Source organism: Bosea sp. 29B, from assembly GCF_902506165.1.
Taxonomy (GTDB): Bacteria; Pseudomonadota; Alphaproteobacteria; order Rhizobiales; family Beijerinckiaceae; genus Allobosea.
This window is the reverse complement of record NZ_LR733817.1, coordinates 6,034,915-6,054,976: the sequence shown is the minus strand read 5'-3', so window position 1 is coordinate 6,054,976 and position 20,062 is coordinate 6,034,915. Positions and strand designations below refer to the sequence as shown.

The 20,062-nt window shown below is 67.1% G+C and carries 21 protein-coding genes; 9 read left to right on the top strand and 12 right to left on the bottom strand.

Annotated features, from left to right (window positions below; all coding sequences use genetic code 11):
- Positions 1–15 precede the first annotated feature (15 nt).
- On the bottom strand, positions 16–1,146 hold the full coding sequence (fliM, locus tag GV161_RS29445; protein ID WP_152012814.1) for a flagellar motor switch protein FliM: 1,131 nt from the start codon (positions 1,144–1,146) through the stop codon (positions 16–18).
- A 30-nt stretch (positions 1,147–1,176) separates the two neighbouring features.
- The gene (fliL, locus tag GV161_RS29440; RefSeq protein WP_152012813.1) at positions 1,177–1,692 is read right to left on the bottom strand and encodes a flagellar basal body-associated protein FliL; all 516 of its coding nucleotides are present in this window, start codon (positions 1,690–1,692) and stop codon (positions 1,177–1,179) included.
- Between the two features lie 289 nt (positions 1,693–1,981).
- Here fliL and flgF point away from each other — a divergent pair, with 289 nt between their 5' ends.
- Genes flgF through flgH form a run of 4 tightly spaced genes read left to right on the top strand, consistent with a single transcriptional unit; the run spans position 1,982 to position 5,351 of the window.
- Complete coding sequence (gene flgF, locus GV161_RS29435) at positions 1,982–2,725, top strand: flagellar basal-body rod protein FlgF (protein ID WP_152012812.1); 744 nt, start codon at positions 1,982–1,984, stop codon at positions 2,723–2,725.
- A 19-nt stretch (positions 2,726–2,744) separates the two neighbouring features.
- A complete protein-coding gene (gene flgG / locus GV161_RS29430) occupies positions 2,745–3,533 on the top strand; it encodes a flagellar basal-body rod protein FlgG (RefSeq protein WP_152012811.1) in 789 nt (262 codons plus the stop codon).
- Positions 3,534–3,548: 15 nt separating this feature from the next.
- Complete coding sequence (flgA, locus tag GV161_RS29425; protein WP_159650528.1) at positions 3,549–4,580, top strand: flagellar basal body P-ring formation chaperone FlgA; 1,032 nt, start codon at positions 3,549–3,551, stop codon at positions 4,578–4,580.
- A gap of 30 nt (positions 4,581–4,610) precedes the next feature.
- Positions 4,611–5,351, top strand: a complete 741-nt coding sequence (flgH, locus tag GV161_RS29420) for a flagellar basal body L-ring protein FlgH (RefSeq protein WP_152012809.1) — start codon at positions 4,611–4,613, stop codon at positions 5,349–5,351.
- A 259-nt stretch (positions 5,352–5,610) separates the two neighbouring features.
- Here the strand turns inward: flgH and GV161_RS29415 are convergent, their stop codons facing one another.
- The 8 genes from GV161_RS29415 to GV161_RS29380 are packed head-to-tail and all read right to left on the bottom strand — an operon-like array spanning position 5,611 to position 12,682.
- Positions 5,611–6,285: a class II aldolase/adducin family protein gene (locus tag GV161_RS29415; protein WP_201303061.1), complete on the bottom strand. Its 675-nt coding sequence runs from the start codon at positions 6,283–6,285 to the stop codon at positions 5,611–5,613.
- Positions 6,286–6,307: 22 nt separating this feature from the next.
- Positions 6,308–7,165: a VOC family protein gene (locus tag GV161_RS29410; RefSeq protein ID WP_152012807.1), complete on the bottom strand. Its 858-nt coding sequence runs from the start codon at positions 7,163–7,165 to the stop codon at positions 6,308–6,310.
- 40 nt (positions 7,166–7,205) lie between these two features.
- Positions 7,206–8,063, bottom strand: coding sequence for a VOC family protein (locus tag GV161_RS29405; protein ID WP_152012806.1), 858 nt, complete (start codon positions 8,061–8,063; stop codon positions 7,206–7,208).
- Positions 8,060–8,806 carry an ABC transporter ATP-binding protein gene (locus tag GV161_RS29400; protein ID WP_152012805.1) on the bottom strand — a complete coding sequence of 249 codons (747 nt, stop codon included), beginning with the start codon at positions 8,804–8,806 and terminating at the stop codon, positions 8,060–8,062. The genes GV161_RS29405 and GV161_RS29400 overlap by 4 nt, the downstream gene beginning before the upstream one ends.
- Positions 8,806–9,576 carry an ABC transporter ATP-binding protein gene (locus GV161_RS29395; RefSeq protein WP_152012804.1) on the bottom strand — a complete coding sequence of 257 codons (771 nt, stop codon included), beginning with the start codon at positions 9,574–9,576 and terminating at the stop codon, positions 8,806–8,808. The genes GV161_RS29400 and GV161_RS29395 overlap by 1 nt, the downstream gene beginning before the upstream one ends.
- Positions 9,573–10,592: a branched-chain amino acid ABC transporter permease gene (locus tag GV161_RS29390; protein WP_152012803.1), complete on the bottom strand. Its 1,020-nt coding sequence runs from the start codon at positions 10,590–10,592 to the stop codon at positions 9,573–9,575. The genes GV161_RS29395 and GV161_RS29390 overlap by 4 nt, the downstream gene beginning before the upstream one ends.
- Positions 10,589–11,458 carry a branched-chain amino acid ABC transporter permease gene (locus GV161_RS29385; RefSeq protein WP_152012802.1) on the bottom strand — a complete coding sequence of 290 codons (870 nt, stop codon included), beginning with the start codon at positions 11,456–11,458 and terminating at the stop codon, positions 10,589–10,591. Before GV161_RS29385 ends, GV161_RS29390 begins: the two co-directional genes overlap by 4 nt.
- 21 nt (positions 11,459–11,479) lie before the next feature.
- The gene (locus GV161_RS29380) at positions 11,480–12,682 is read right to left on the bottom strand and encodes an ABC transporter substrate-binding protein (RefSeq protein WP_152012801.1); all 1,203 of its coding nucleotides are present in this window, start codon (positions 12,680–12,682) and stop codon (positions 11,480–11,482) included.
- A gap of 255 nt (positions 12,683–12,937) precedes the next feature.
- Here GV161_RS29380 and GV161_RS29375 point away from each other — a divergent pair, with 255 nt between their 5' ends.
- The 5 genes from GV161_RS29375 (at position 12,938) to GV161_RS29355 (ending at position 17,571) form a co-directional block, all read left to right on the top strand.
- A complete protein-coding gene (locus tag GV161_RS29375) occupies positions 12,938–13,654 on the top strand; it encodes an FCD domain-containing protein (protein WP_152012800.1) in 717 nt (238 codons plus the stop codon).
- On the top strand, positions 13,651–14,391 hold the full coding sequence (locus GV161_RS29370) for an SDR family oxidoreductase (protein WP_159650526.1): 741 nt from the start codon (positions 13,651–13,653) through the stop codon (positions 14,389–14,391). Before GV161_RS29375 ends, GV161_RS29370 begins: the two co-directional genes overlap by 4 nt.
- A gap of 27 nt (positions 14,392–14,418) precedes the next feature.
- On the top strand, positions 14,419–15,924 hold the full coding sequence (locus GV161_RS29365) for a 2-hydroxymuconic semialdehyde dehydrogenase (RefSeq protein ID WP_152012798.1): 1,506 nt from the start codon (positions 14,419–14,421) through the stop codon (positions 15,922–15,924).
- 91 nt (positions 15,925–16,015) lie between these two features.
- Positions 16,016–16,798 (top strand): 2-oxo-hept-4-ene-1,7-dioate hydratase, encoded by a 783-nt coding sequence (hpaH, locus tag GV161_RS29360; protein ID WP_152012797.1) that lies wholly within the window; start codon positions 16,016–16,018, stop codon positions 16,796–16,798.
- 11 nt (positions 16,799–16,809) lie between these two features.
- Positions 16,810–17,571, top strand: a complete 762-nt coding sequence (locus tag GV161_RS29355) for an HpcH/HpaI aldolase/citrate lyase family protein (protein WP_152012796.1) — start codon at positions 16,810–16,812, stop codon at positions 17,569–17,571.
- 249 nt (positions 17,572–17,820) lie between these two features.
- Here the strand turns inward: GV161_RS29355 and dksA are convergent, their stop codons facing one another.
- Positions 17,821–18,243 (bottom strand): RNA polymerase-binding protein DksA, encoded by a 423-nt coding sequence (gene dksA / locus GV161_RS29350; protein WP_152012795.1) that lies wholly within the window; start codon positions 18,241–18,243, stop codon positions 17,821–17,823.
- Positions 18,244–18,577: 334 nt separating this feature from the next.
- Positions 18,578–19,951 carry an MBOAT family O-acyltransferase gene (locus GV161_RS29345; RefSeq protein WP_152012794.1) on the bottom strand — a complete coding sequence of 458 codons (1,374 nt, stop codon included), beginning with the start codon at positions 19,949–19,951 and terminating at the stop codon, positions 18,578–18,580.
- Positions 19,952–20,062 lie beyond the last annotated feature (111 nt).

Here is a 20,062-nt window from a genome sequence, read left to right as displayed (position 1 = left end):
GGCTAGTCTTCCTGGTCAGGACGCTGGACTGAGATGGCTGGTGTCGAAGGCAGCCATGGTCGTCTTCGAGCGGCGCAGCGGGCTGACGACCTGGACGGCGATCTTGTCGTCGACGCGGCCGATCCGGCCTTCGCTGACGATGAACTCGCCGCAGCGCAGCGAAGCGACCGAATCGGGGCGGGCATCGAACATCAGCGTGTCGCCGATCTCGAGCTTCATCACCCGCTTCAGTGGCATCGTGCATTCGTGGAGGACGCATTTCACGGCGACGTCCGCCTGCCAGACCTCGGTGGCGAGGTGGTTCTCCCAGATGGGGTCGCGCCCGAGCTTCTCACCCATGAAGCTCTCGAGGAGCAGCTCACGGATCGGCTCGATGGTGGCATAGGGCAGGAGCAGATGGAGCGAGCCGCCGCGCCCTTCCATGTCGAAGCGCAGCTCGACGCGGATCGCGGCATTGGCCGGGCGCGAGATCGAGACGAAGCGCGGATTGGACTCGATCCGGTCGACCTTGAAATTCACCGGCGAGAGCGGCCGGAAGGCGGCTTCGGCATCACCGAGCACGACGCCGATGACGCGGCGCAGCAGGCTCATCTCGATCGAGGTGAAGGGGCGCCCGTCGACGCGCGCCGCCGCCTGGCCGCGCTTGCCGCCGAGCATGGTGTCGAGCACCGAATAGGTGAGGGCGGACTCGATGGTAATGAGGCCGAAGTTGTCCCATTCCTCGGCCTTGAACACGGCGAGCATCGCCGGCAGCGAGATCGAGTTGATGTAGTCGCCGAAACGCACCGAGCGGATGCCTTCCAGCGTCACCTCGACATTGTCGCTGAACAGGTTGCGCAGGCTGGTGGAGAGCAGGCGGACCAGACGCTCGAAGATGATCTCGAGCATCGGCAGGCGTTCATAGGTGACCGAGCCCGAATCGACGATCGCCTGGATGCCGTTGCGGCCGCCCTTGCCGTCATCTCCGATGGAGAAGCCGAGCATGGTATCGATCTCTTCCTGATTCATCAGGCGATCGATATTGGCCTCTGCCTCGCTACCGTCGTCCTCGACGATGTCGGACATGGTGGCCCACTCGGCCGCCATGCCTTCCGGCGTCAGCGGAACCTTGTCCTTGTCCGGGGCTTCGAGATCGTCGTTGGCCATGGCGGTCTGCTTTGCGCGATCTGGCTGCCGCTATTGCAGCAGCAATTCCTTGAAGAGGACGGCGTCGACCTTGGCCGGGTAGACGGTGACGTTGACCCGGCGCAGCAGTTCTTCCTTCAGGCGGTACATGCCGGCCGAGCCGTCGAGGTCGGAGGGGCGCAGTTCGCGCATGAAGACCTGGAAGGCGTCCTCGACGCGCGGCAGCAGCGGCTTGACCTGGTCGGCGGTCTTGGGATCGGCGATCTCGAGCGCGACCTTGATCTTGACGATCGGCTGGCGGTCCTGCTGCGGGCCGGCGGTGATGCCGATCATCATGTCCTTCATCTCGACGAAGGTGATCAGCTTCTTGGCGGCCGCGGCAGCCTGCTCGGCGCTCACCTCCTCGACGTGGTTCTTCTTCAGAAAGAAAAACCAGCCGCCACCGCCGAGCACGGCAACGAGCGCCACTGCGCCACCGATCATGACGAGCTTCTTCTTGCCGGACTTCGGCGCCTGGTCGGCGCCGCCCTCGGCGGCTTCCTCGTCCTTGTTCGACTTCTTCGCCATCTCGGCCCGCCCGCCCAGAACGGGCGTCGCCGCGGCCCGTCTCTCTGGCGTTAACCTTCGCCCGATTACGGTTAACGGCCCGTTAAGGACGGCAATTCTTGCCGGGTCGTTTCTGCCGCGCGGGCCGTTTCCGTCCAGTGTTGGTGAAGGCCGGCTTCCAATCTATCTCCAATGATATCAATTATTTGCTTGGATTAACCATGTTGGCACGTCGCTTGCCACCTGTTTGCCGTGGCCACCGCGCTGGGGAGCGTCGGGGCGGCCATGGGACAGATCGGGAGCAGGAGCCGTGGAAAACGCGCTTCTCGTCAGCCTGTCGCGCCAGATGGCTCTGGCGCGTGAGCTCGACGTCATCGCCAACAACGTCGCCAATGTCGGCACGAACGGCTTCAAGGCCCGTTCCGCCCGCTTTGCCGAGTATATCTCGCCGACGGCGCGGGCCGACACCTTCCCGACCATGGATCGGCGGCTCTCCTATGTCATCGACAAGGGCACGCCGATCGACCTGTCCGGCGGCATGATCGAGCGCACGGGCAACCCGCTCGACGTCGCCCTGCAGGGCGACAACTACCTGGTCGTCCAGACGGCGCAGGGCGAGCGCTACACCCGTGCCGGCTCGCTCGAGATCAACGGCCGCGGCCAGCTCGTGACCCAGGCCGGCCAGCCGGTCATGGGCGATGGCGGGCCGATCGTGTTCGGCTCGACCGAGAGCAATGCCCGCATCGCCACCGACGGCACGGTCTCTTCCGACCAGGGCCAGCGCGGCAAGCTCAGGATCGTGCGCTTCGACAATCCCCGGGCGCTGGCCAGCGACGGCGCCAACCTGTTCTCCTCGACCGCCGCCGCCCAGCCCGCCGGGCCGCAGGCGCGGCTCGAGACCGGAGCGATCGAGCGCTCGAACGTCAAGGCCGTGGTCGAGATGACCCGGCTGGTCGAGGTCCAGCGCGCCTACCAGACGCTCTCGGCGATGATGGGCAAGACCGACGAACTACGCGCCAAGGCGATTTCCCGCCTGGCCGATCAGCAAGCCTGACGCGGAAGGAGCCAGATCCATGCGCGCACTCTACACCGCCGCCACCGGCATGATGGCCCAGGAACTCAACGTCCAGGTCATCTCCAACAACATCGCGAACGTCCGCACCACCGGCTACAAGCGCCAGCGCATCCATTTCCAGGACCTGCTCTACGAGCACTTCCGCCGCGCCGGTACGCAGACCTCGGACCAGAATACGCAGGTTCCGGCCGGCACCTTCGTCGGCTCCGGCGTCAAGACCGCCTCGACCGGGCGGGTGATGAGCCAGGGCAACCTGTCCCCGACGGAGAAGGAATACGACGTCGCCATCCGCGGCGAGGGCTTCTTCCGCATCCAGATGCCGGACGGGCGCACCGCCTATTCGCGCGACGGTTCGTTCGATCTCGACAGCCAGGGCCGGCTGGTCACCCGTGACGGCTACCTCGTCCAGCCGGGCATCACCGTCCCGAACAACGCGACCAGCGTCTCGATCAACGCGCAGGGCACGGTCGAGGTGAACCTGCCCGGCCAGACCGCGCCGCAGCAGCTCGGCCAGATTCAGCTTTCGCGTTTCATCAACAAGGTCGGCCTCGAATCGATCGGCGACAACCTGTTCGTCGAGACGGCCGGCTCCGGCCCGGCGATCGACGGACTCGGCGGCGAGGAAGGCTTCGGCACGCTGCAGCAGAACTACCTGGAAGAAGGCAACGTCCAGGCGGTCACCGAGCTTTCCTCGCTCATCGCGGCCCAGCGTGCCTACGAGATGAACTCGAAGGTGATCTCGGCTGCCGACCAGATGATGCAGTCCACCACCCAGATCATGCGCTGACGGAGGATGAGCCAGATGATCCGCTCCGCTTTCATCTTCGCGACTTTGACGGCGCTTCCCGCCATGGCGCTCGCCCAGGCTCCGGCTCCGGCCGAGGAGCGTGCACCCGTGGCGGCGCCCGCTGCGGCCGCCAAGCTCAAGCTGAAGGCCGATCTCACGCTGTCGCGCGACATCGTCGGCTTCGGCGACCTGATCGCCGGACTGTCGCCGCAGGATGCGGCGTTGCCGGCCTTCCGGGCGCCGGCGCTCGGCGACACCGGCACCATCCAGGTCGCCCGTATCGTCGATGCGGCGGTGAAGCACGGCATCCTGCGCGATGCCCAGGATCTCGACAGCCAGGGCGTCGCCCAGGTGGTGGTGAGCCGGGCGGCGCGCCGGATCACCGGGCTCGATGTCGAAGCTGCGGTGAAATCGGCTCTGCTCGAGCGTTTCGGCTTCGACGGGCGTGCCTTCGCGCTGCAGCTCGACGGGGGCGCGCCTTCCGTCGTGGTCGAACCGGAACTGACCGGAGACCTTGCGGCGCTCGACCTGAACTACGATGCGCGCACCCGCCGCGTCACCGGCCGGCTGACCATGCCGGGCAGCGCGGCGACCAGGCTGAAGCCGGTGCGCGTTTCCGGCCAACTGGTGGAGACCGCCGAGGTCGTGGTGCCGCTGCGCACCATCGCCCGCGGCGAGACCCTCAAGCCCAGCGACGTCACGGTCGAGCGCCGGCCGCGCGATGCGCAGTTCAACGACGTGCTCGGCGAAATGAAGGCGGCGATCGGCAAGGTTGCCAAGCGGACCCTGATGGCCGGTTCGGTGCTGCGCAGCGGCGACGTCCAGCGCGAGGAGGTCGTCGGGCGCGGCGACATCGTCACCATCGTCTACGAGGCGCGCGGTATCGCGATCAGCATGCGCGGCCGCGCCAGCGAAGCCGGCGCCGTCGGCGACAGCATCGCGGTCACCAATATCCAGTCGAAGCGCGTGCTGCAGGGAACCGTCACCGGTCCCGGGCGCGTCAATGTCAGCCCGCATGGCGGCGGCCAGATCGCTGCCGCTCGCTGACCCCCATTGCTCAAGTTGCGGACCGTAGCCATGACCTCAACCAGCCCTCTTGCTCTTCCTGCCGCGCTGAGCCTCAGCCTGATGCTGGGCGCCTGCGGCGCCGTCGACCGGCTTGCCAATGTCGGCCAGGCGCCGGCGCTGTCGGCGATCGAGGACCCGACCGCAGCGCAGGGCTACAAGCCGGTGCAGATGCCGATGCCGGCGGTGGAGCATGCGTCCTACGCGCCGAACTCGCTTTGGCGCACCGGCTCGCGCGCCTTCTTCAAGGACCAGCGTGCCCGGCTCGTCGGCGACCTCGTCACCGTCAAGGTCAAGGTCACCGATCGGGCCCAGCTCGACAACACCACCAAACGCAGCCGCAAGAACGGCGAGGATTTCGGCGCCGAGAATGCCTTTGGTGCCGAGACCAAATGGGCGAAGAACGCCAAGCCGGGCTCCCTGCTGAAGCTCGACTCGGATTCGTCGAGCGAGGGCACCGGCTCGGTGCGCCGGGCCGAACAGCTCGCCACCAATGTCGCTGCCGTCGTCACCCAGACGCTGCCGAATGGCAACCTCGTCATCGAGGGCAAGCAGGAGATCAGAGTCAATTTCGAGGTGCGCGAGCTGATCGTCGCCGGCGTGATCCGGCCTGAAGACATCGAATCCGACAATACGATCGACTCGGCCAAGATCGCCCAGGCCCGCATCGCCTATGGCGGCCGCGGCCAGATCACCGATGTGCAGCAGCCGCGCTACGGCCAGCAGGTGATGGATATCCTGCTGCCGTTCTGAGGCAGTCCCGGAAAAGTGGAAACCGGTTTTCCGAGACAGGACATGCCTGAAAGATAAATCCCGATCCCCAAGTTTCCGGCGCGACGGCAACGCTCCCCACGTTCCATGCCTTCGCGCCGGACCGGCGGTCTCTCCCGAGCCGCCATTCCTCCCGGCCGCCCGCCACGCTCCCCAAGCTATCCAAGGCTGGCGGCCAGAAGCCCCGCGCCCTCCCGCGCGGGGCTTTGCTTTCCGGGATTGGGCTGGGTGCCGTCGGTGCTCAGCGCTGCGGCGACGTCAGATAGGCCCACATCCGGTCGAGGATGGCGCCGGACCAGGTCGCGCGCTGCGCGACTTCCGCCTCGCCGAGGATGACACCGGCTTCGGCGATGCCGGCGGCCCTGGCCTCGAACTCGATGCGCGCTGCGTCTTCCAGATACCAGGTCAGGACGACCGCCTCTTCCAGGCTCTCGCCGGCGGTGACTGCGCCGTTGCCACGCATGACGATGGCGCGGGCCGCGCCCATCTGCTCGGCGAGGGCGGCGGCTTGCGCGTCATTGCGCAGCAATTGCGGATCGTCCCAGAGCGGCGGCTGCGGGGCGAAATAGCTGCCGAATCCGTGTCGTGGCTGCGGCGTGATCCGGGCCGTGCCGAGCGTCATCACGCGTTGCGGCATCGAGCGCACGATGCCGCCGACCTCCGGCCGCCGGCGATAGATCTCGCGATGGATGCGGACTTCGCCGAGCACGCCGTCCGGCAGTGGCCCGTCGATCGGCACGACGCTGCAGGCATCATCATCCGCGACCAACCCGAGCGGCTTGGCCGGCGAGACCAGGAAATGGCCCTCGTCGAGGCGCATGCTGCAATGGCCATAGGCATGGACGAGGCCATGGCGCGCCAGAGCGCGCCCGGCCTGCCGGACGAGATCCTCCTGAGCGGCGCTGGGCCGCGGCAATGACGCGCTCACTTGGGCGCGCTCACTTGTTGAATTCGGTGATGTTGGGCTTGGCGCCCCATTTGCAGAAGCCCTTGGGCTCGAACATGTACTGGCGCTCGCGCCAGAGCAGCTCGTCGGCGATCTCACGCACGCCGCTGGAATATTCGAAGACCATGCCCTCCGGCCCCTCGAAATAGAGGAACTTGGCCGAGGAGGTCGGGTGTCGGCCCGGGCCGAAGACCATGTGTACCTGCCGATCCTTCAGGAACTGGTGCGAGCGCATGATGTCGTCGCCGGTCTCGACCTGGTGGTTGATGTGCTGGATGCCGGGCTTGGGCGAGGGAAACAACGCGATGGTGTGGTGGACCTCGTCGATGCGCAGCAGCGGCGCGTCGCCAATCCGGTCCGAGACCTGGGCATTGGTGACCTTGGTCCAGAACGCCTCGTCGCGGGCGAGGTCGCTGGAGCAGAGGCCGACATGGCTGAAGCCGGTGATGCCGGCATCGCGCGCGCCATGGTAGCGCCGCCCGCTATAGGCCGGCCGCCAGGCGAGCTCGATCGGATTGCCGGTCGGGTCACGGAAGGCGATGAAGTCGTGGACCTTGCGCAGCGCCGCCTCGGAGGCGGTACCGCGCCGGACCGGGTGGCCGAGGCTTTCGAGCTGCGTCGCGGCCTCGTCGAGATGGGATTGTTCCTCGACCTCGAAGCAGACGACCTGATCGCCCGGATCACCCTCGAAATAGCAGAGGGTGTGCTCACGCTCGTCCGACTTGAAATAGACCGAGCCCTTGGCGCGCTCGGCAACGTCGAGGCCGAGATATTCGGTGGCGAAATGGGTCGCGCCCTCGAGATCGCGGGTCCCGAGCCGGACATAGGAGACATCGGCTAGCTTGATCATGGTCGCTCCCTCCTGCCGGCGCGGGGCCGGCGAAGACGCTTCACTGGTATTCGGGAATCTGCGTGTCGCTCCCCCAGGCGCAGAAGGATTCGCGCTTGCGCGGGAACTGCCGGGCGCGGCGAGGGGAGGCGAGGCGCTCGCCCTCGGCGACATAGGAGAAGTTGACGCCGTCGGGACCGGCGACGCTGAGGACAAGCTGCTGCGAGGCGGTGCGCCGGCCGGGGCCATCCATGATGCGCGCCTGCGCACCCCGCAGATGGTAGGCGTTCTGCATGACGAGATCGACGTCCTCGACGCCGAACTCGATGGCGAGGATGCCCTTCTCCTGCGAAGGGTGCACGGCGATGCGGTGATGCGCCTCGTCGAAGCGGATATAGGCGGCTTCGCCGACCCAGTCGCTGACCTTGCCGCCGAGGAGTTTGGTCCAGACCTGCTGGTCGGAAGCATCCGGCGCGCCGCGCAAGGCGATCGCTTCAAGCCCGGTGATGCCGGCATCGCGCGGACCGTGATAGCGCCAGCCGGATTCGAGCGGCCGGACCACGAGCTCGATGTCGTAGCCGGCTTCCATCCGGAACGAAATGAACTGCCGAACCTTCCGGACGACGCAGGCCTCGGCATCACCGCGCGTGGTGGCGAAACCGGCGCCCTGCAGCACTTGTTCGGCATGGGCGAGCGCATCGGGATCGCGCACCTCGAAGCCGATCGCCTGGCCGGCATCGAGCCCGTCGACATAGACCAGCGTGTGGTCGCGATAGTCCGAGCGGAAATATGCGGCGCTGTCGGTGCGGTCGACCAGTTGCAGGCCGAGGATGCGGGAGGCGAAATCGGCCGCGCCCTTCAGGTCGGCAGTGCCGAGCCGGACATAGCGCAATTGCTCGATGGTGATCGCGTCGCTCATAGCCCGAGATGCTCTTTCTGAAGGTCCTTGTCGGCCAGCAGCATCGCCGATGGCCCGTCGAACACGACGCGGCCATGGTCGAGGACCAGCGCCCGTTCGGCGAGCTTCAGCGCCATGGCGAGGTTCTGCTCGGCGATCAGCAAGGTATAGCCCTCGCCGCGCAGGCGCCCGACCGTGCCGATGATGACCTCTTCGATGGCGCGAGGCGAGAGGCCCTCGCTCGGCTCGTCGAGCACGATCAGGTCGGCCTGCGTCAGCAGTGCCCGCGCGATCGCGAGCAATTGCCGTTCGCCGCCGCTGAGCGCGCCGCTGGAGAAGGAGCGCCGCTCGGCGAGGCGCGGGAAGTCCTCGTAGATGCGCTCCTTGACCCAGCGCCGGTTCGGCTGCTTGCGCGACCAGAGCGCGGCCATGGTCAGGTTCTCGTCTACGGTGAGGTTGGCGTAGACGCCGCGCCCCTGCGGCACCAGGGCGACGCCGAGCCGGGCGATGCGGTGCCCCGGCCAGCCGGCGACCTCCTGGCCCTTGATCGCGATCCGACCGGAGATTTGCGGTTCCAGTCCGAACAGGGCCGAGCAGAGCGTGCTCTTGCCGGCGCCGTTGCGGCCGAGCAAGGCCACAGCCTCGCCCTGCGCCAGTGAGAAGTCGACGCCGTGCAGGACGCGCACGCCGTCATAGCCGGCATCGAGCCCAGCGACCTCGAGATAGGTTACGGCGGTGGGTTGTTGCTGTGCCTGCGCGGACATCATGCGGCCTCCCCGAGCGACGCGCCGAGATAGGCGGCCTGGGCGCCCTCATGCGCCTTGATCGCATCTGGCGTATCGCAGGCGATCAACCGGCCGAGATCGAGCACGGCGACGCGGTCGCAGACGCCGAAGACGATGTCGAGATCATGCGCGATCAGGATGGTCGAGAGGTCCTCGCCAAGCGTGCGCACGACCTCGATCAGGTGCTCGCCTTCCGCCCGCGAGAGGCCGGCGGTCGGCTCGTCGAGCAGGAGCACGCGCGGGCGCATCGCCAGGGAGACCAGCACGTCGACGATGCGCTGCTCGCCATAGGACAAGCCTGCGACCGGCAGTTCCGCCCGCTCGCGTAATTGAGCCCGGGTCAGCAATTCATCGGCGGCCTCGTCCGCCGCCGCGACGGCCTTGCCACTGCCGAACCAGCGATAGCCTTCGCCGCTCCGGGACCGTGCTGCCAAAGCGAGGTTCTCACGGACGCTGAGCTCCGGGAAGGCCATGCTCTTCTGGAAGGTACGCACCAGCCCGGCGCGGACACGAGCATCCGGCTTTGCCCTGGTGATGTCCTCGCCGGCGAAGGCGACGCGGCCCTGATCGGGGATCAGGAAGCCGGTGACGATGTTGAACAGGGTGGTCTTGCCGGCGCCGTTGGGGCCGATCAGGCCGAGGCATTCGCCCTGGCCGAGCGTGACCGAGACATCGCTCAGCACCTTCAGCCCGCCGAACGACTTGGCGACGCCCTCGATCGCGAGGGCAGGGACGGCGTTCGCGCTCATGAGCGGCCCTCCGCATCCTTGCGCCGTCCGAAGGCGGCCTTGAGCCCGGCGACGACGCCCTTCGGCATGATCATCACGGTCAGCACGAAGACGAGGCCGACGACCAGTTGCCAGCGATCGGTGTAGGACGAGACATAGGTCTGGATGCCCAGATAGATCGCTGACCCGATGAAGGCGCCATAGAGCGAGCCGACGCCGCCGATCACCAGCATGATGATCATCATCGCCGACATCGTCCAATGCACGGCGTTGGGGCCGACATACTGGTTGACGAAGGGATAGAGCGCGCCGGCCGCGCCGGCGATGGCGCCGGAGGCGAGCAGGGCCATTAGGCGGATGTGCGGGATCGAATAGCCGAGCGCGCTCATCCTGAGCTGCCGCTCGCGTGTGCCGAGCAGGGCCCGGCCGATCGGCGCGTTGACGAAGGAACGGGCGGTGAAGAAGGCCGCGAATGCCAGCACCAGCGCGGCGAGGTAGAGCGCGACGCCGTTGTTGAGCGGGATGGTGGCGAAGCCGGTGTGCAGGGTCAGCACCGGGAAGCCACGCAGGCCGTCGGCGCCGCCGGTGACCTCGCGCCAGTGGAACACCACCTCCCAGACGATCTGGCCGACGATCAGGCTGAGGATCAGGAAGAACAGCGCGATGGTGCGCATCACCACGATGCCCATCAGCAGCGCCGCCGCCATGCCGGTGGCGATGCCGACGGCGAGCATCACCACGACATCGGCGCCGAGCGTCTGCGCGGCGATCGCGGCGGCGTAGGCCGCGCCGCCGAAGAAGACGGCATGGCCGAGCGAGACCAGTCCGCCGAAGCCGACCAGGAGGTCGAGGCTGAGCACAGCGGTGCCGATGATCAGGATTTCGGCGAGGAAGCGCAGCTGGTAGTCGCCCGCGAACAGCAGGGGGATGGCCGCCGCGAGGGCGAGCAGCGCGAGCTTCGCGGGCATCGGCAGGCTGCGCCGCTCACTGGCGGGGCGCGTTTCCACGCGGCCGGTCCCGTCGGCGATCGAGCTCATACCTGCCTCACCTTCCTGGCGACCAGGCCTTCGGGCAGCGCGACCAAGAGCGCAGCCATGACGGCGAGGGCGACGACATTGGAGAATTCCGGCACCCAGACCTTGGAGAAGGTCATGGCGAAGCCGAGTAGCAGTGCGCTCAGCACCGTGCCGCGGAAGGTGCCGAGCCCGCCGGCGACGACGACGATCAGCGCCAGGATCAGCACCTCCTCGTCGAGGCCGGGATAGGCTGAGAGGATGCCGGCGCCGAGCGCCCCGGAAATGCCGCCGAGGCCGGCCGAGATCACCAGCACGGCCGTGAAGATCCGGCGCGTATCGAGGCCGAGCGTCTCGACGAAGCCACGATCGGTGACGCAGGCCCTGACCACCGCGCCCCAGATGGTGCGGTCGATCACGTACCAGAGTGCGAAGGCGAGCGCCGCGCCGAAGCCGATGATGAAGAGCCGGTAGATCGGGAACGGCATGTCCATGATGAAAACGACGCCCCGCAATGCCTCCGGGATTTCCGCCGAGAGGATCTGCGCGCCAAAGCCCCAGCGCATCAGGTCGGCGAAGATCACCGAGAGGCCATAGGTCAGCAGCACCTGCATCAGATGGGTTCGCGCGTAGAACTGCCGGAACGGGAAGCGCTCCAGCAGGAAGCCGGCGAGGCCGGCCGCCAGGAAGGCGACCGGGAAGGCGAGCCACCAGGGCGCGCCCGAGGCGAGCCAGTAGACGCCGACATAGGCGCCGAGCAGGAAGAAGGAGCCGTGAGTCAGGTTGACGAAATTCATCAGGTTGAGCACCACCGACAGGCCAAGCCCGGTCAGCAGCAAGAGCATTGAGAACGACAGCGCGTTCAGGCTCTGGACGGCGTAGAAGCCCACGGAAAAGCTCCTTCGTAGACCTTAGGCCACCGGGCCCGGATCGCGCACGGCCTTGTAGGTGTGGATCACCTGGTTGACCGGGCCGCCGGCGCCTTCCTTGATCTCGTTGACGTAGATGTCGAGGATCGCCTGGTTGTTGCGGGGATCGAACGGCATCGGCCCGAACACGGTCTCGACCTCCTTGGCGAGCAGCGCCTCCTTGACCTTCTCTTTGTTGGAGAGATCGCCCTGGACGCGCTCGACCGCGGCCTTGATCACCTGGCCGGTGACGTAGCCGGCCGTGCCCATCTCGCCAGGCATGGCGTTGCGAGCCGCCTGATAGGCCTTGGTGAAGGCGGCCGAGCTCGGCGCCGTCGGCGACTGGTTGCAGGTGTTGAGTCCGCCGAGCGCCGCTTCCTTGACGGCGGAGACCACGTCCTCCTGGTCGAACAGCGCGCCGCTGCCGATCAGCTTGACCTTGCCGTGCAGGCGGTACTCGCGCATCTGGCGCAGGAAGCGCACCGCATCCGAGCCGGCGAAGAACGAGAAGATGAACTCCGGCTTCTCGGCCGCGATTGTCGTCAGCAGCGGCCCGAAATCGGTGGTGCCGAGCGGCGCCCAGAGCTGCTTGCCGACCTTGCCGCCCTGCTGCTGGTAGCTTGCGACGAAATCACCGACGGATTCGCGGCCGGCGGCGTAGTCGGCAGCGATCGTCAGGCAGCCGGACTTGCCGAGCTTCTCGAACGCCCACTGGCCGGCGGTGTGGCCGAGCATCCAGTTGGTCTTGGTCGGCCGGAAGACGAAGGGGCTCGCCGCCTTGCGGGCAAGATCATTGGCCGAGCCGGCCGAGATGAAGGTCAGCGCCTTGGCCTCGGTCACCACGTCGCGGACGGCAAGCGCCACCGCCGAGGAGATCACGCCGGAGACGATGTCGACATTGTCCTGTCCGAGCAGCTTGCGGAATTTGCGCACGCCTTCGTCGGGCTTGGCCTGATCGTCCTCGACGATCAGCTCGACAGCGCGGCCGGCAAGCTTGCCGCCATTCTCGGCCAGGAACATCTGCATGCCGGCGCGCATGCTCTCGCCGAGCGCCGTGAACGGCCCCGACAGCGAGGTCACCATGCCGATCTTCAGCGGCTTGTTGGCGGCCTGCGCCAGGGCCGGCGCGCTGATCGCGCCGGAGAGGGCGGTCGCGCCTGCAGTCGCGAGGAAGCTGCGGCGGGACAGCGGAAAGCGCTCGGTCATGGGACGTCCTCCAACGGGGCGATCTTGGTGCCACTCGATTGGCCGGCATCCGATCAGAACGGCTTTGGCCTGTCAATATTATTTCGATATTTTTTCAATGCAGGGAATTCACCTCAACGCGGTCTCTTATAGAGAATTCCTTGAATTATAGGAATTAAAGGGATTTTGACCGGCCGCGATTAATGCCGTCAGGATTGTAATTTCGAAATTTGATGCTAGAGAGGGCTATCGACAACAAGAGCTGCGTGCTTCGGAATGTCCTCTTCCGACAAGACTCTGGCCGACCGGACCTACCGCCAATTGCGCGGCGACATCGTCAATGGCCGGCTCGCGGCCGGCAGCAAGCTGAAGCTCGAAGGTCTGGCGCAGGACTATGAGGTCGGCATGTCGCCGCTGCGCGAGGCGCTCGCCCGCCTGATGGGTGACCTGCTCGTCGTCTCGGAAGGGCAGCGCGGCTTCTGGGTGGCGCCGCTTTCGCTCGACGAGCTCGATGACGTCTCGCGCGTTCGCGCCCTGATCGAGACCGAGGCGCTCAACGCCGCGATCCGCAATGGCGATGCGGCGTGGGAGCGCGACGTCACGGCGGCGTTCGAGGCGCTGGCTGCGGTCGAGGAGCATCTGCCGCATACCAGCGAGGCGCTGCCGCCGGGGCAAGTCGAGATCTGGGAGGCGCGCAACCGCGCGTTCCATGCGGCGCTCGTCTCGGCTGCCGGTTCGCCCATGCTGATCAAGCTGCGGGACCTGCTCTACCAGCAGTCGGAGCGCTATCGCCGCGTCTCGCTCAACGTTTCGCGCGGCTGGCGCAACGTCCATGACGAGCACCGCGCCATCTACGACGCGACCATGCAGCGCAATGCGCTGCGAGCCTGCCGGATGACCGAACTGCATCTCGCCCGTACGGCGGAAGAGGTGCGCAAGGCGATGGCCGCGCTGGCGCGGGACGACGACCAGATTTTCGGAGGCAAGGCGTGAGCGGTTTTGATCTGAGCGGCCGGACCATTCTGGTCACCGGCGCGGCCGGTGGCATCGGCGCGGTCACCGCGCAGGTTCTGGCAGGCCTCGGCGCCAGGCTCGTCCTCACCGACCGCATCTCCTGCGCCGCGACGATCGCTGGGCTCGGCGAGAAAGCGGGTGCGGCCAGAGAGATCGTCATCGACCTGCTCGACAGTGATGCGCCGCGGCGCCTGTCGGAGCTGGCCGGGCCGATCGATGCCGCCGTCCTCGGCGCCGGCATCTACCGCCCGCTCGACTGGGACGCGGATGGCTGGGAAGAGGTCGCCGAGACCACGCTGTCGCTCAACCTGATGGCGCCGATGCGGCTGGCGCGCGAGCTCGTGCCCGCCATGGCGGCGCGCGGAGGAGGGCGGGTCGTCCTCGTCGGCTCGATCGTCGCCGCGACCGGCGGTTCCTTTCCTGGCGTCGGTCCGCACTACGCGGCTTCCAAGGGCGGCCTGCACACGCTGGTGCGCTGGCTCGCGGCCCGTTTCGGCGGGCAGGGCGTGCTCATCAACGGCGTTGCGCCGGGTGTCACCGACACGGCCATGGTCGGCGTCCACGACCTTTCGGCGGCGCTGGCGAAACATCCGCTCGGCCGGGCCGCCAAGCCGGAGGAGATCGCGTGGCCGATCGCCTTCCTCTGCTCACCGGCGGCGAGCTTCGTCTCCGGCGCCATCCTCGACGTGAATGGCGGCGCGATGATGCGCCCATGACGACATAACCAGACCGGGAGTGAGACGATGAACAGCGCCGTTCCGCGCTACCAGGGCGCTGCCGCCAGCGCCGAAACCGCCCGCCTGTCGCATTTCATCGACGGGCGCTTCGTGCCGGCCGGCCGCAGCAGCTTCGAGAACCGCCATCCGGCAACGGGCGAGGTAATCAACCTCGTACCGGAGGCCGACTCGGCCGCGGTCGACGATGCGGTCAAGGCGGCCAAGCGCGCTCTCAAGGGGCCGTGGGGCAGGATGAGCGAGCAGCAGCGCTCGGCCATCCTGCGCAAGGTCGCCGACGGGATCATGGCCCGCTTCGACGATTTTCTTGCCGCCGAGGTGCTCGATACCGGTAAGCCCAAGAGCCTCGCTTCGCATATCGACATTCCGCGCGGCGCCGCGAACTTCAACGTCTTCGCCGACCAGGTGCTGACGCTCTCGACCGAGACCTTCCGCATGGCGACGCCGGACGGCGCCGGCGCGCTGAACTATGCGATCCGCGGGCCGCGCGGCGTCATCGCCGTGGTCTGCCCGTGGAACCTGCCGCTGCTGCTGATGACCTGGAAGGTCGCTCCGGCGCTCGCCTGCGGCAACACTGTCGTGGTCAAGCCGTCCGAGGAGACGCCGACCACGGCGACCATGCTTGGCGAGATCATGAACGAGGCCGGTGTGCCGCCCGGCGTCTACAATGTCGTGCACGGCTTCGGCGAGGACAGCGCCGGCGAATATCTGACCAGCCACCCCGACGTCGACGGGATCACCTTCACCGGCGAGACCCGCACGGGCGAAGCGATCATGCGGGCGGCGTCCAAGGGCGTTCGCCCGGTCTCGCTCGAGCTCGGCGGCAAGAACGCCTCGCTGGTCTTCGCCGATTGCGACATGGACAAGGCGATCGAGGGCGTCGGCCGCGCCGTCTTCGCCAATTGCGGCCAGGTCTGCTTGGGCACCGAGCGCGTCTATGTCGAGCGGCCGATCTTCGAGCAGTTCACGCAGCGGCTGAAGCAGGCGGCTGAGAAGCTGAAGCCCGGCAATCCGTTCGAGGGCTCGACCACGCTCGGCCCGCTGATCAGCCAGGTCCATCGCGACAAGGTGCTGTCCTACTACGCCAAGGCGAAGGCCGAGGGGGCTGAGATCGTCACCGGCGGCGGCGTGCCCGAGCTTCCGGCCCCGTACTCCGCCGGCTCCTTCGTCGAGCCGACGATCTGGACCGGTCTTTCCGAGGATTCGGCGGTGATGCGCGAGGAGATCTTCGGGCCCTGCTGCAACATCGTGCCCTTCGACGAGGAGGACGCCGTCATCGCCCTGGCGAACGACAGCCCCTATGGTCTCGCCACCTCGATCTGGACCGAGAACCTGACGCGGGCGCACCGCGTCGCGGCGCAGGTCGAGGTCGGCATCACCTGGGTGAACTCCTGGTTCCTGCGCGACCTGCGCACACCCTTCGGCGGGTCAAAGCAATCAGGCATCGGCCGCGAGGGCGGCGTGCATTCGATGGAATTCTACACCGAGCTGCGCAACGTCTGCATCAAGCTCTGAGGGCTCTTCGCTTTCTCCATCACACCCGGCGGTCGCAAACGACCGTCGTCTCCACAAGCGCGCTCAGCGCCGCAAATCATAGGAAACGTCCATGCTGACCGAAGCCCAGCGCGCGCAGGTCGTGCGCTCCCTGCTTGAGAGCCACCGCACCAAGAAGCAGGGCGAGCGCCCCTCGCAGATGTTCCCGGACATCAAGATCGAGGACTCCTACGCGATCTCCTCGGCGGTGGCGCAGGAGCGGGTCAAGGCAGGTGCCCGCATCATCGGCCACAAGATCGGCCTGACCTCGAAGGCGATGCAGGCCTCCTCGAAGATCGACGAGCCCGACTACGGCTATCTCTTCGACGACCTTCTCCTGAACGACGGCGCCAAGGTGAAGTTCGAGAACTTCTGCGTGCCACGGGTCGAGCCGGAACTGACCTTCATCCTGAAGGAGCCACTGAAGGGGCCGAACATCGGCCTGATCGACGTGCTGCGGGCGACCGAATATGTCGTGCCCTCGATCGAGATCATCGATGCGCGCGTCACCGAGCCGCGCAAGATCTTCGACACGGTCGCCGACAATGGCGCCGCCGCCGGCATCGTCCTTGGCGGCCGGCCGGTCCGGCCGGAAGATGTCGACCTGCGCTGGGTGGGCGCGATCTTCTACCGCAATTCCGAGATCGAGGAGACCGGCCTCGCCGCTGGCGTGCTCGGCCACCCGGCGATGGCGATCGCCTGGCTCGCCAACAAGCTCGCCCCGTTCGACATCACCCTGCAGCCGGGCGACCTGATGCTGTCGGGCTCCTTCACACGGCCGGTCTGGGCGGCTAAGGGCGATACGCTGCACGCCGATTTCGGGCCGCTCGGTAGCGTCTCCGTGCAGTTCGTCTGAGAGGGAGCGCCATGGATCTGCCCCGCAACGCCTTCAAGGCCGCGCTCGCCCGCGGCGAGCTCCAGATCGGGCTGTGGAGCAGCCTGTGCAGCCCGATCGTCGCCGAGATCATCGGCCAGAGCGGCTTCGACTGGATACTGGTCGACACCGAGCATTCGCCGAACGAGCCGCCGGCCGTGCTCGCCCAGCTCCAGGCGCTGCAGGCCGGCACGGCGACGCCGATCGTGCGCCCGGCCTGGAACGATCCGGTGCTGCTGAAGCGCCTGCTCGACATCGGCACGCAGGCGGTGCTGGTGCCCTTCGTGCAGAACGCGGAGGAAGCCGCCAAGGCCGTCGCCGCCTGTCGCTATCCGCCGGCCGGCATCCGCGGCATCACCGTGAGCGGGCGCGGCAGCCGCTATGGCCGCGTGCCGGATTATCTCAAGCGCGCCGATGCCGAGATCTGCGTCCTCGTGCAGGTCGAAACCGGCGAGGCGCTGGCGCAGCTCGAGGCGATCGCCTTGGTCGATGGCGTCGACGGCGTCTTCATCGGCCCGGCCGACCTCTCGGCGTCGCTCGGCCATATCGGCAATCCCGGCCATCCCGAGGTGCAAGCCGCGATCAAGGGCGCGGTCGATCGCCTCACGGCGGTCGGCAAGCCGGCCGGCATCCTGACGCCGTCCGAGGCCGATGCGCGCCGCTATATCGAATGGGGCTATCGCTTTGTTGCGGTCGGCTCGGATCTCGGTCTGCTGACCAAGCACGCGGACGTGCTGGCGAAGACGTTCCGATAGGGCGGGCTCGCCCATCTGAAGCGTCATTCCGGGGCTTCGCGCAGCGAAGAGCCCGGAACCCAGAACCGATGCCGGTTCCGAGGATCGCACTACGGCCGCCGCGTTTTTTCCGGCGATGGCATCGGCTCTGGATTCCGGGCTCAGGCCTGCCCCGGAAAGACAGGCGCAGCCGATCGTTCCGCCACTCTTACAAAAAAGGCCCCGCAGTCGCCTGCGGGGCCTTTCTTGCAAGCGCGATGCGCGCTTTCCTCAATCGTCCCGGAACACCCGCTCATTGCGCTCATGGCGCTCCTGCGCCTCCAGCGAGAGCGTCGCGATCGGGCGGGCTTCCAGGCGCTTCAGCGAGATCGGCTCGCCGGTCTCCTCGCAATAGCCGTAGGAGCCGTCCTCGATTCGGGAGAGCGCGGCGTCGATCTTCGAGATCAGCTTGCGCTGGCGATCGCGGGCGCGCAGCTCGATGGCGCGATCAGTTTCCGAGGAGGCGCGATCGGCGATGTCTGGGTGATTCTCGCTTTCGCTTTGCAAGGTGACCAGGGTCTCCTTGGCCTCCTTGAGGATCTCTTCCTTCCAAGCGAGCAACTTGCTGCGGAAATACTCCCGCTGCCGCTCATTCATGAACGGCTCGCTCTCGGAGGGCTTGTAGTCAGGGGCAAGACTGATCTGCTTCGACATGGCAGGCCTTCTGCATGAGCGCTCGAAGACCTCGCCGGCTTTGCCGTGTCGAGGCCGCCGATTTGGCGCCCTTATAGCGATTGGTCACACCGGGAACAATCGCTTTCGCGCAGCCGTGAACAAGCTGGCAAAGCGCTGGAAAATCAGCGCAATCCGGTATCGCCGTGGCGATGCCGGTGTCGGGCGGTGCCGGAGCCTTCCGGGATCGCCGGGTCTGGCCGGGATCGTTGCCCGGCTCTCGATTCTCCGGGCGGGGGCGAGCGGGTCGCCAAGCACGGTGCATGGCCGGCTCACGACGAGCTTCGCAGCATCTCAGTGCCGCTGCCGGTGCGTGTCAGAACTGAAAATAGATGAACTCGTAATTGGCGTCGTCGCCGATCTTGAACAGGACCAGCACGAAGAGGATGGCGGTGACGACAGCGAGCCAGCGCGCCGGCGTCGCCTTGTGTACCGCTGCCCAGGCAGTAGGCCCGATCATCGCGACTGCGATCGCGGGCAGGAAGGCGCGCCATTTGAAGCCGGAGCCGATGGGCGAAAGGCCGAGGAGCCCCTTGTAGATCGCCAGCGCCGCGTCGAAGGAGGTGGCGCGGAACAGCACCCAGCAGAAGGCGACGAACAGGAAGGTCAGAGCCCAGCCGAGCAGCCTGGGCATCGGCAGGCCGGCGCGTCGCCAGAGCACGCCGATGGCGAGCACGACGCCATGCGCCACGCCCCATGCGACGAAGTTGAGGCCGGCGCCGTGCCAGAGGCCGCCGAGCGCCATGGTGGCGAACAGCGCCCAGAGCTGCAGCGGCAGGCCATGCCGCGAGCCGCCGAGCGGGATGTAGAGATAGTCGCGCAGGAAGCGCGACAGCGTCATGTGCCAGCGCCGCCAGAAATCCTGCAGGCTCGTCGCGCGGTAGGGCGCGTCGAAGTTCTGCGGCAGCACGATGCCGAAGAGCAGGGCCAGGCCCAGCGCCATGTCGGTGTAGCCGGAGAAGTCGAAATAGATCTGGAAGGTGAAGGCCAGCGTCCCCTGCCAGGCCTGCGCCATGCTCACGACCTCGCCGGCGGCTGCCGCCGCGAAGACCGGGTTGGCATAGTCGGAGAGCGGGTCGCCGAGCAACACCTTCTTCGCCAGGCCGATCGTCAGCAGCATGATGCCGCGGGCGATGCGCTCGGTGGCGTCGGACCTGAGGTAAGGCCGCTCGTCGAACTGGTGCATGATCTCGCGCCAGCGCACCAGCGGCCCGGCCAGCACCTGCGGGAAGAAGGCGATGTAGAGCGCGTAGCGCACGAGATCGTAGCGCGGGGCTTCGCCGCGGCGCAGATCGGTCAGGTACATCACATGGTGGAAGGTGAAGAAGGAGATGCCGAGCGGCAGCGCGAGATCAAGCTTCGCTGTCGGCAATCCCGGAATCATCGCAGCGAGATCGGCGAAGAAGTTGAAGTATTTGAACAGGGCCAGGATCGCGAGGTTGATCACGATGGCGAGCGTGATCAGGCCGCCGGCCCTGGTCTTCTGGAAGGTTTCGGCGATCAGCCAGTTGAGCAGGATCGAGAAGCCGAGCAGCGGCACGAAGCGCCAGTCCCACCAGCCATAGAAGGCGAAGGAGAGCACCGCCAGCAACGGCAGCCGCCAGGTCGGCGCGAAGCGCTCGACCAGCCAGTGCAGGGCGAGTGCGAGCGGCAGGAAGCCGAGCAGGAAGGCGAAGGAGTTGAACAGCATCGAGCGGGCGAGGGGCGGGAGAGCGCCGCCTTAGACGATTATCGCCGCCCTGTCATGGTCGGGGTGGTGGGTTCGATGCCGATGCTCGACGTTTCCGCGTTCCCTTCCCCC

Coding starts and splice junctions, on each gene's coding strand:
- fliM (WP_152012814.1), bottom strand. CDS start 1,146: ATGGCCAACGACGATCTCGAAGCCCCGGACAAGGACAAGGTTCCGCTG.
- fliL (WP_152012813.1), bottom strand. CDS start 1,692: ATGGCGAAGAAGTCGAACAAGGACGAGGAAGCCGCCGAGGGCGGCGCC.
- flgG (WP_152012811.1), top strand. CDS start 2,745: ATGCGCGCACTCTACACCGCCGCCACCGGCATGATGGCCCAGGAACTC.
- flgA (WP_159650528.1), top strand. CDS start 3,549: ATGATCCGCTCCGCTTTCATCTTCGCGACTTTGACGGCGCTTCCCGCC.
- flgH (WP_152012809.1), top strand. CDS start 4,611: ATGACCTCAACCAGCCCTCTTGCTCTTCCTGCCGCGCTGAGCCTCAGC.
- GV161_RS29410 (WP_152012807.1), bottom strand. CDS start 7,165: ATGATCAAGCTAGCCGATGTCTCCTATGTCCGGCTCGGGACCCGCGAT.
- GV161_RS29405 (WP_152012806.1), bottom strand. CDS start 8,063: ATGAGCGACGCGATCACCATCGAGCAATTGCGCTATGTCCGGCTCGGC.
- GV161_RS29400 (WP_152012805.1), bottom strand. CDS start 8,806: ATGTCCGCGCAGGCACAGCAACAACCCACCGCCGTAACCTATCTCGAG.
- GV161_RS29395 (WP_152012804.1), bottom strand. CDS start 9,576: ATGAGCGCGAACGCCGTCCCTGCCCTCGCGATCGAGGGCGTCGCCAAG.
- GV161_RS29390 (WP_152012803.1), bottom strand. CDS start 10,592: ATGAGCTCGATCGCCGACGGGACCGGCCGCGTGGAAACGCGCCCCGCC.
- GV161_RS29380 (WP_152012801.1), bottom strand. CDS start 12,682: ATGACCGAGCGCTTTCCGCTGTCCCGCCGCAGCTTCCTCGCGACTGCA.
- GV161_RS29375 (WP_152012800.1), top strand. CDS start 12,938: ATGTCCTCTTCCGACAAGACTCTGGCCGACCGGACCTACCGCCAATTG.
- GV161_RS29365 (WP_152012798.1), top strand. CDS start 14,419: ATGAACAGCGCCGTTCCGCGCTACCAGGGCGCTGCCGCCAGCGCCGAA.
- hpaH (WP_152012797.1), top strand. CDS start 16,016: ATGCTGACCGAAGCCCAGCGCGCGCAGGTCGTGCGCTCCCTGCTTGAG.
- GV161_RS29355 (WP_152012796.1), top strand. CDS start 16,810: ATGGATCTGCCCCGCAACGCCTTCAAGGCCGCGCTCGCCCGCGGCGAG.
- dksA (WP_152012795.1), bottom strand. CDS start 18,243: ATGTCGAAGCAGATCAGTCTTGCCCCTGACTACAAGCCCTCCGAGAGC.
- GV161_RS29345 (WP_152012794.1), bottom strand. CDS start 19,951: ATGCTGTTCAACTCCTTCGCCTTCCTGCTCGGCTTCCTGCCGCTCGCA.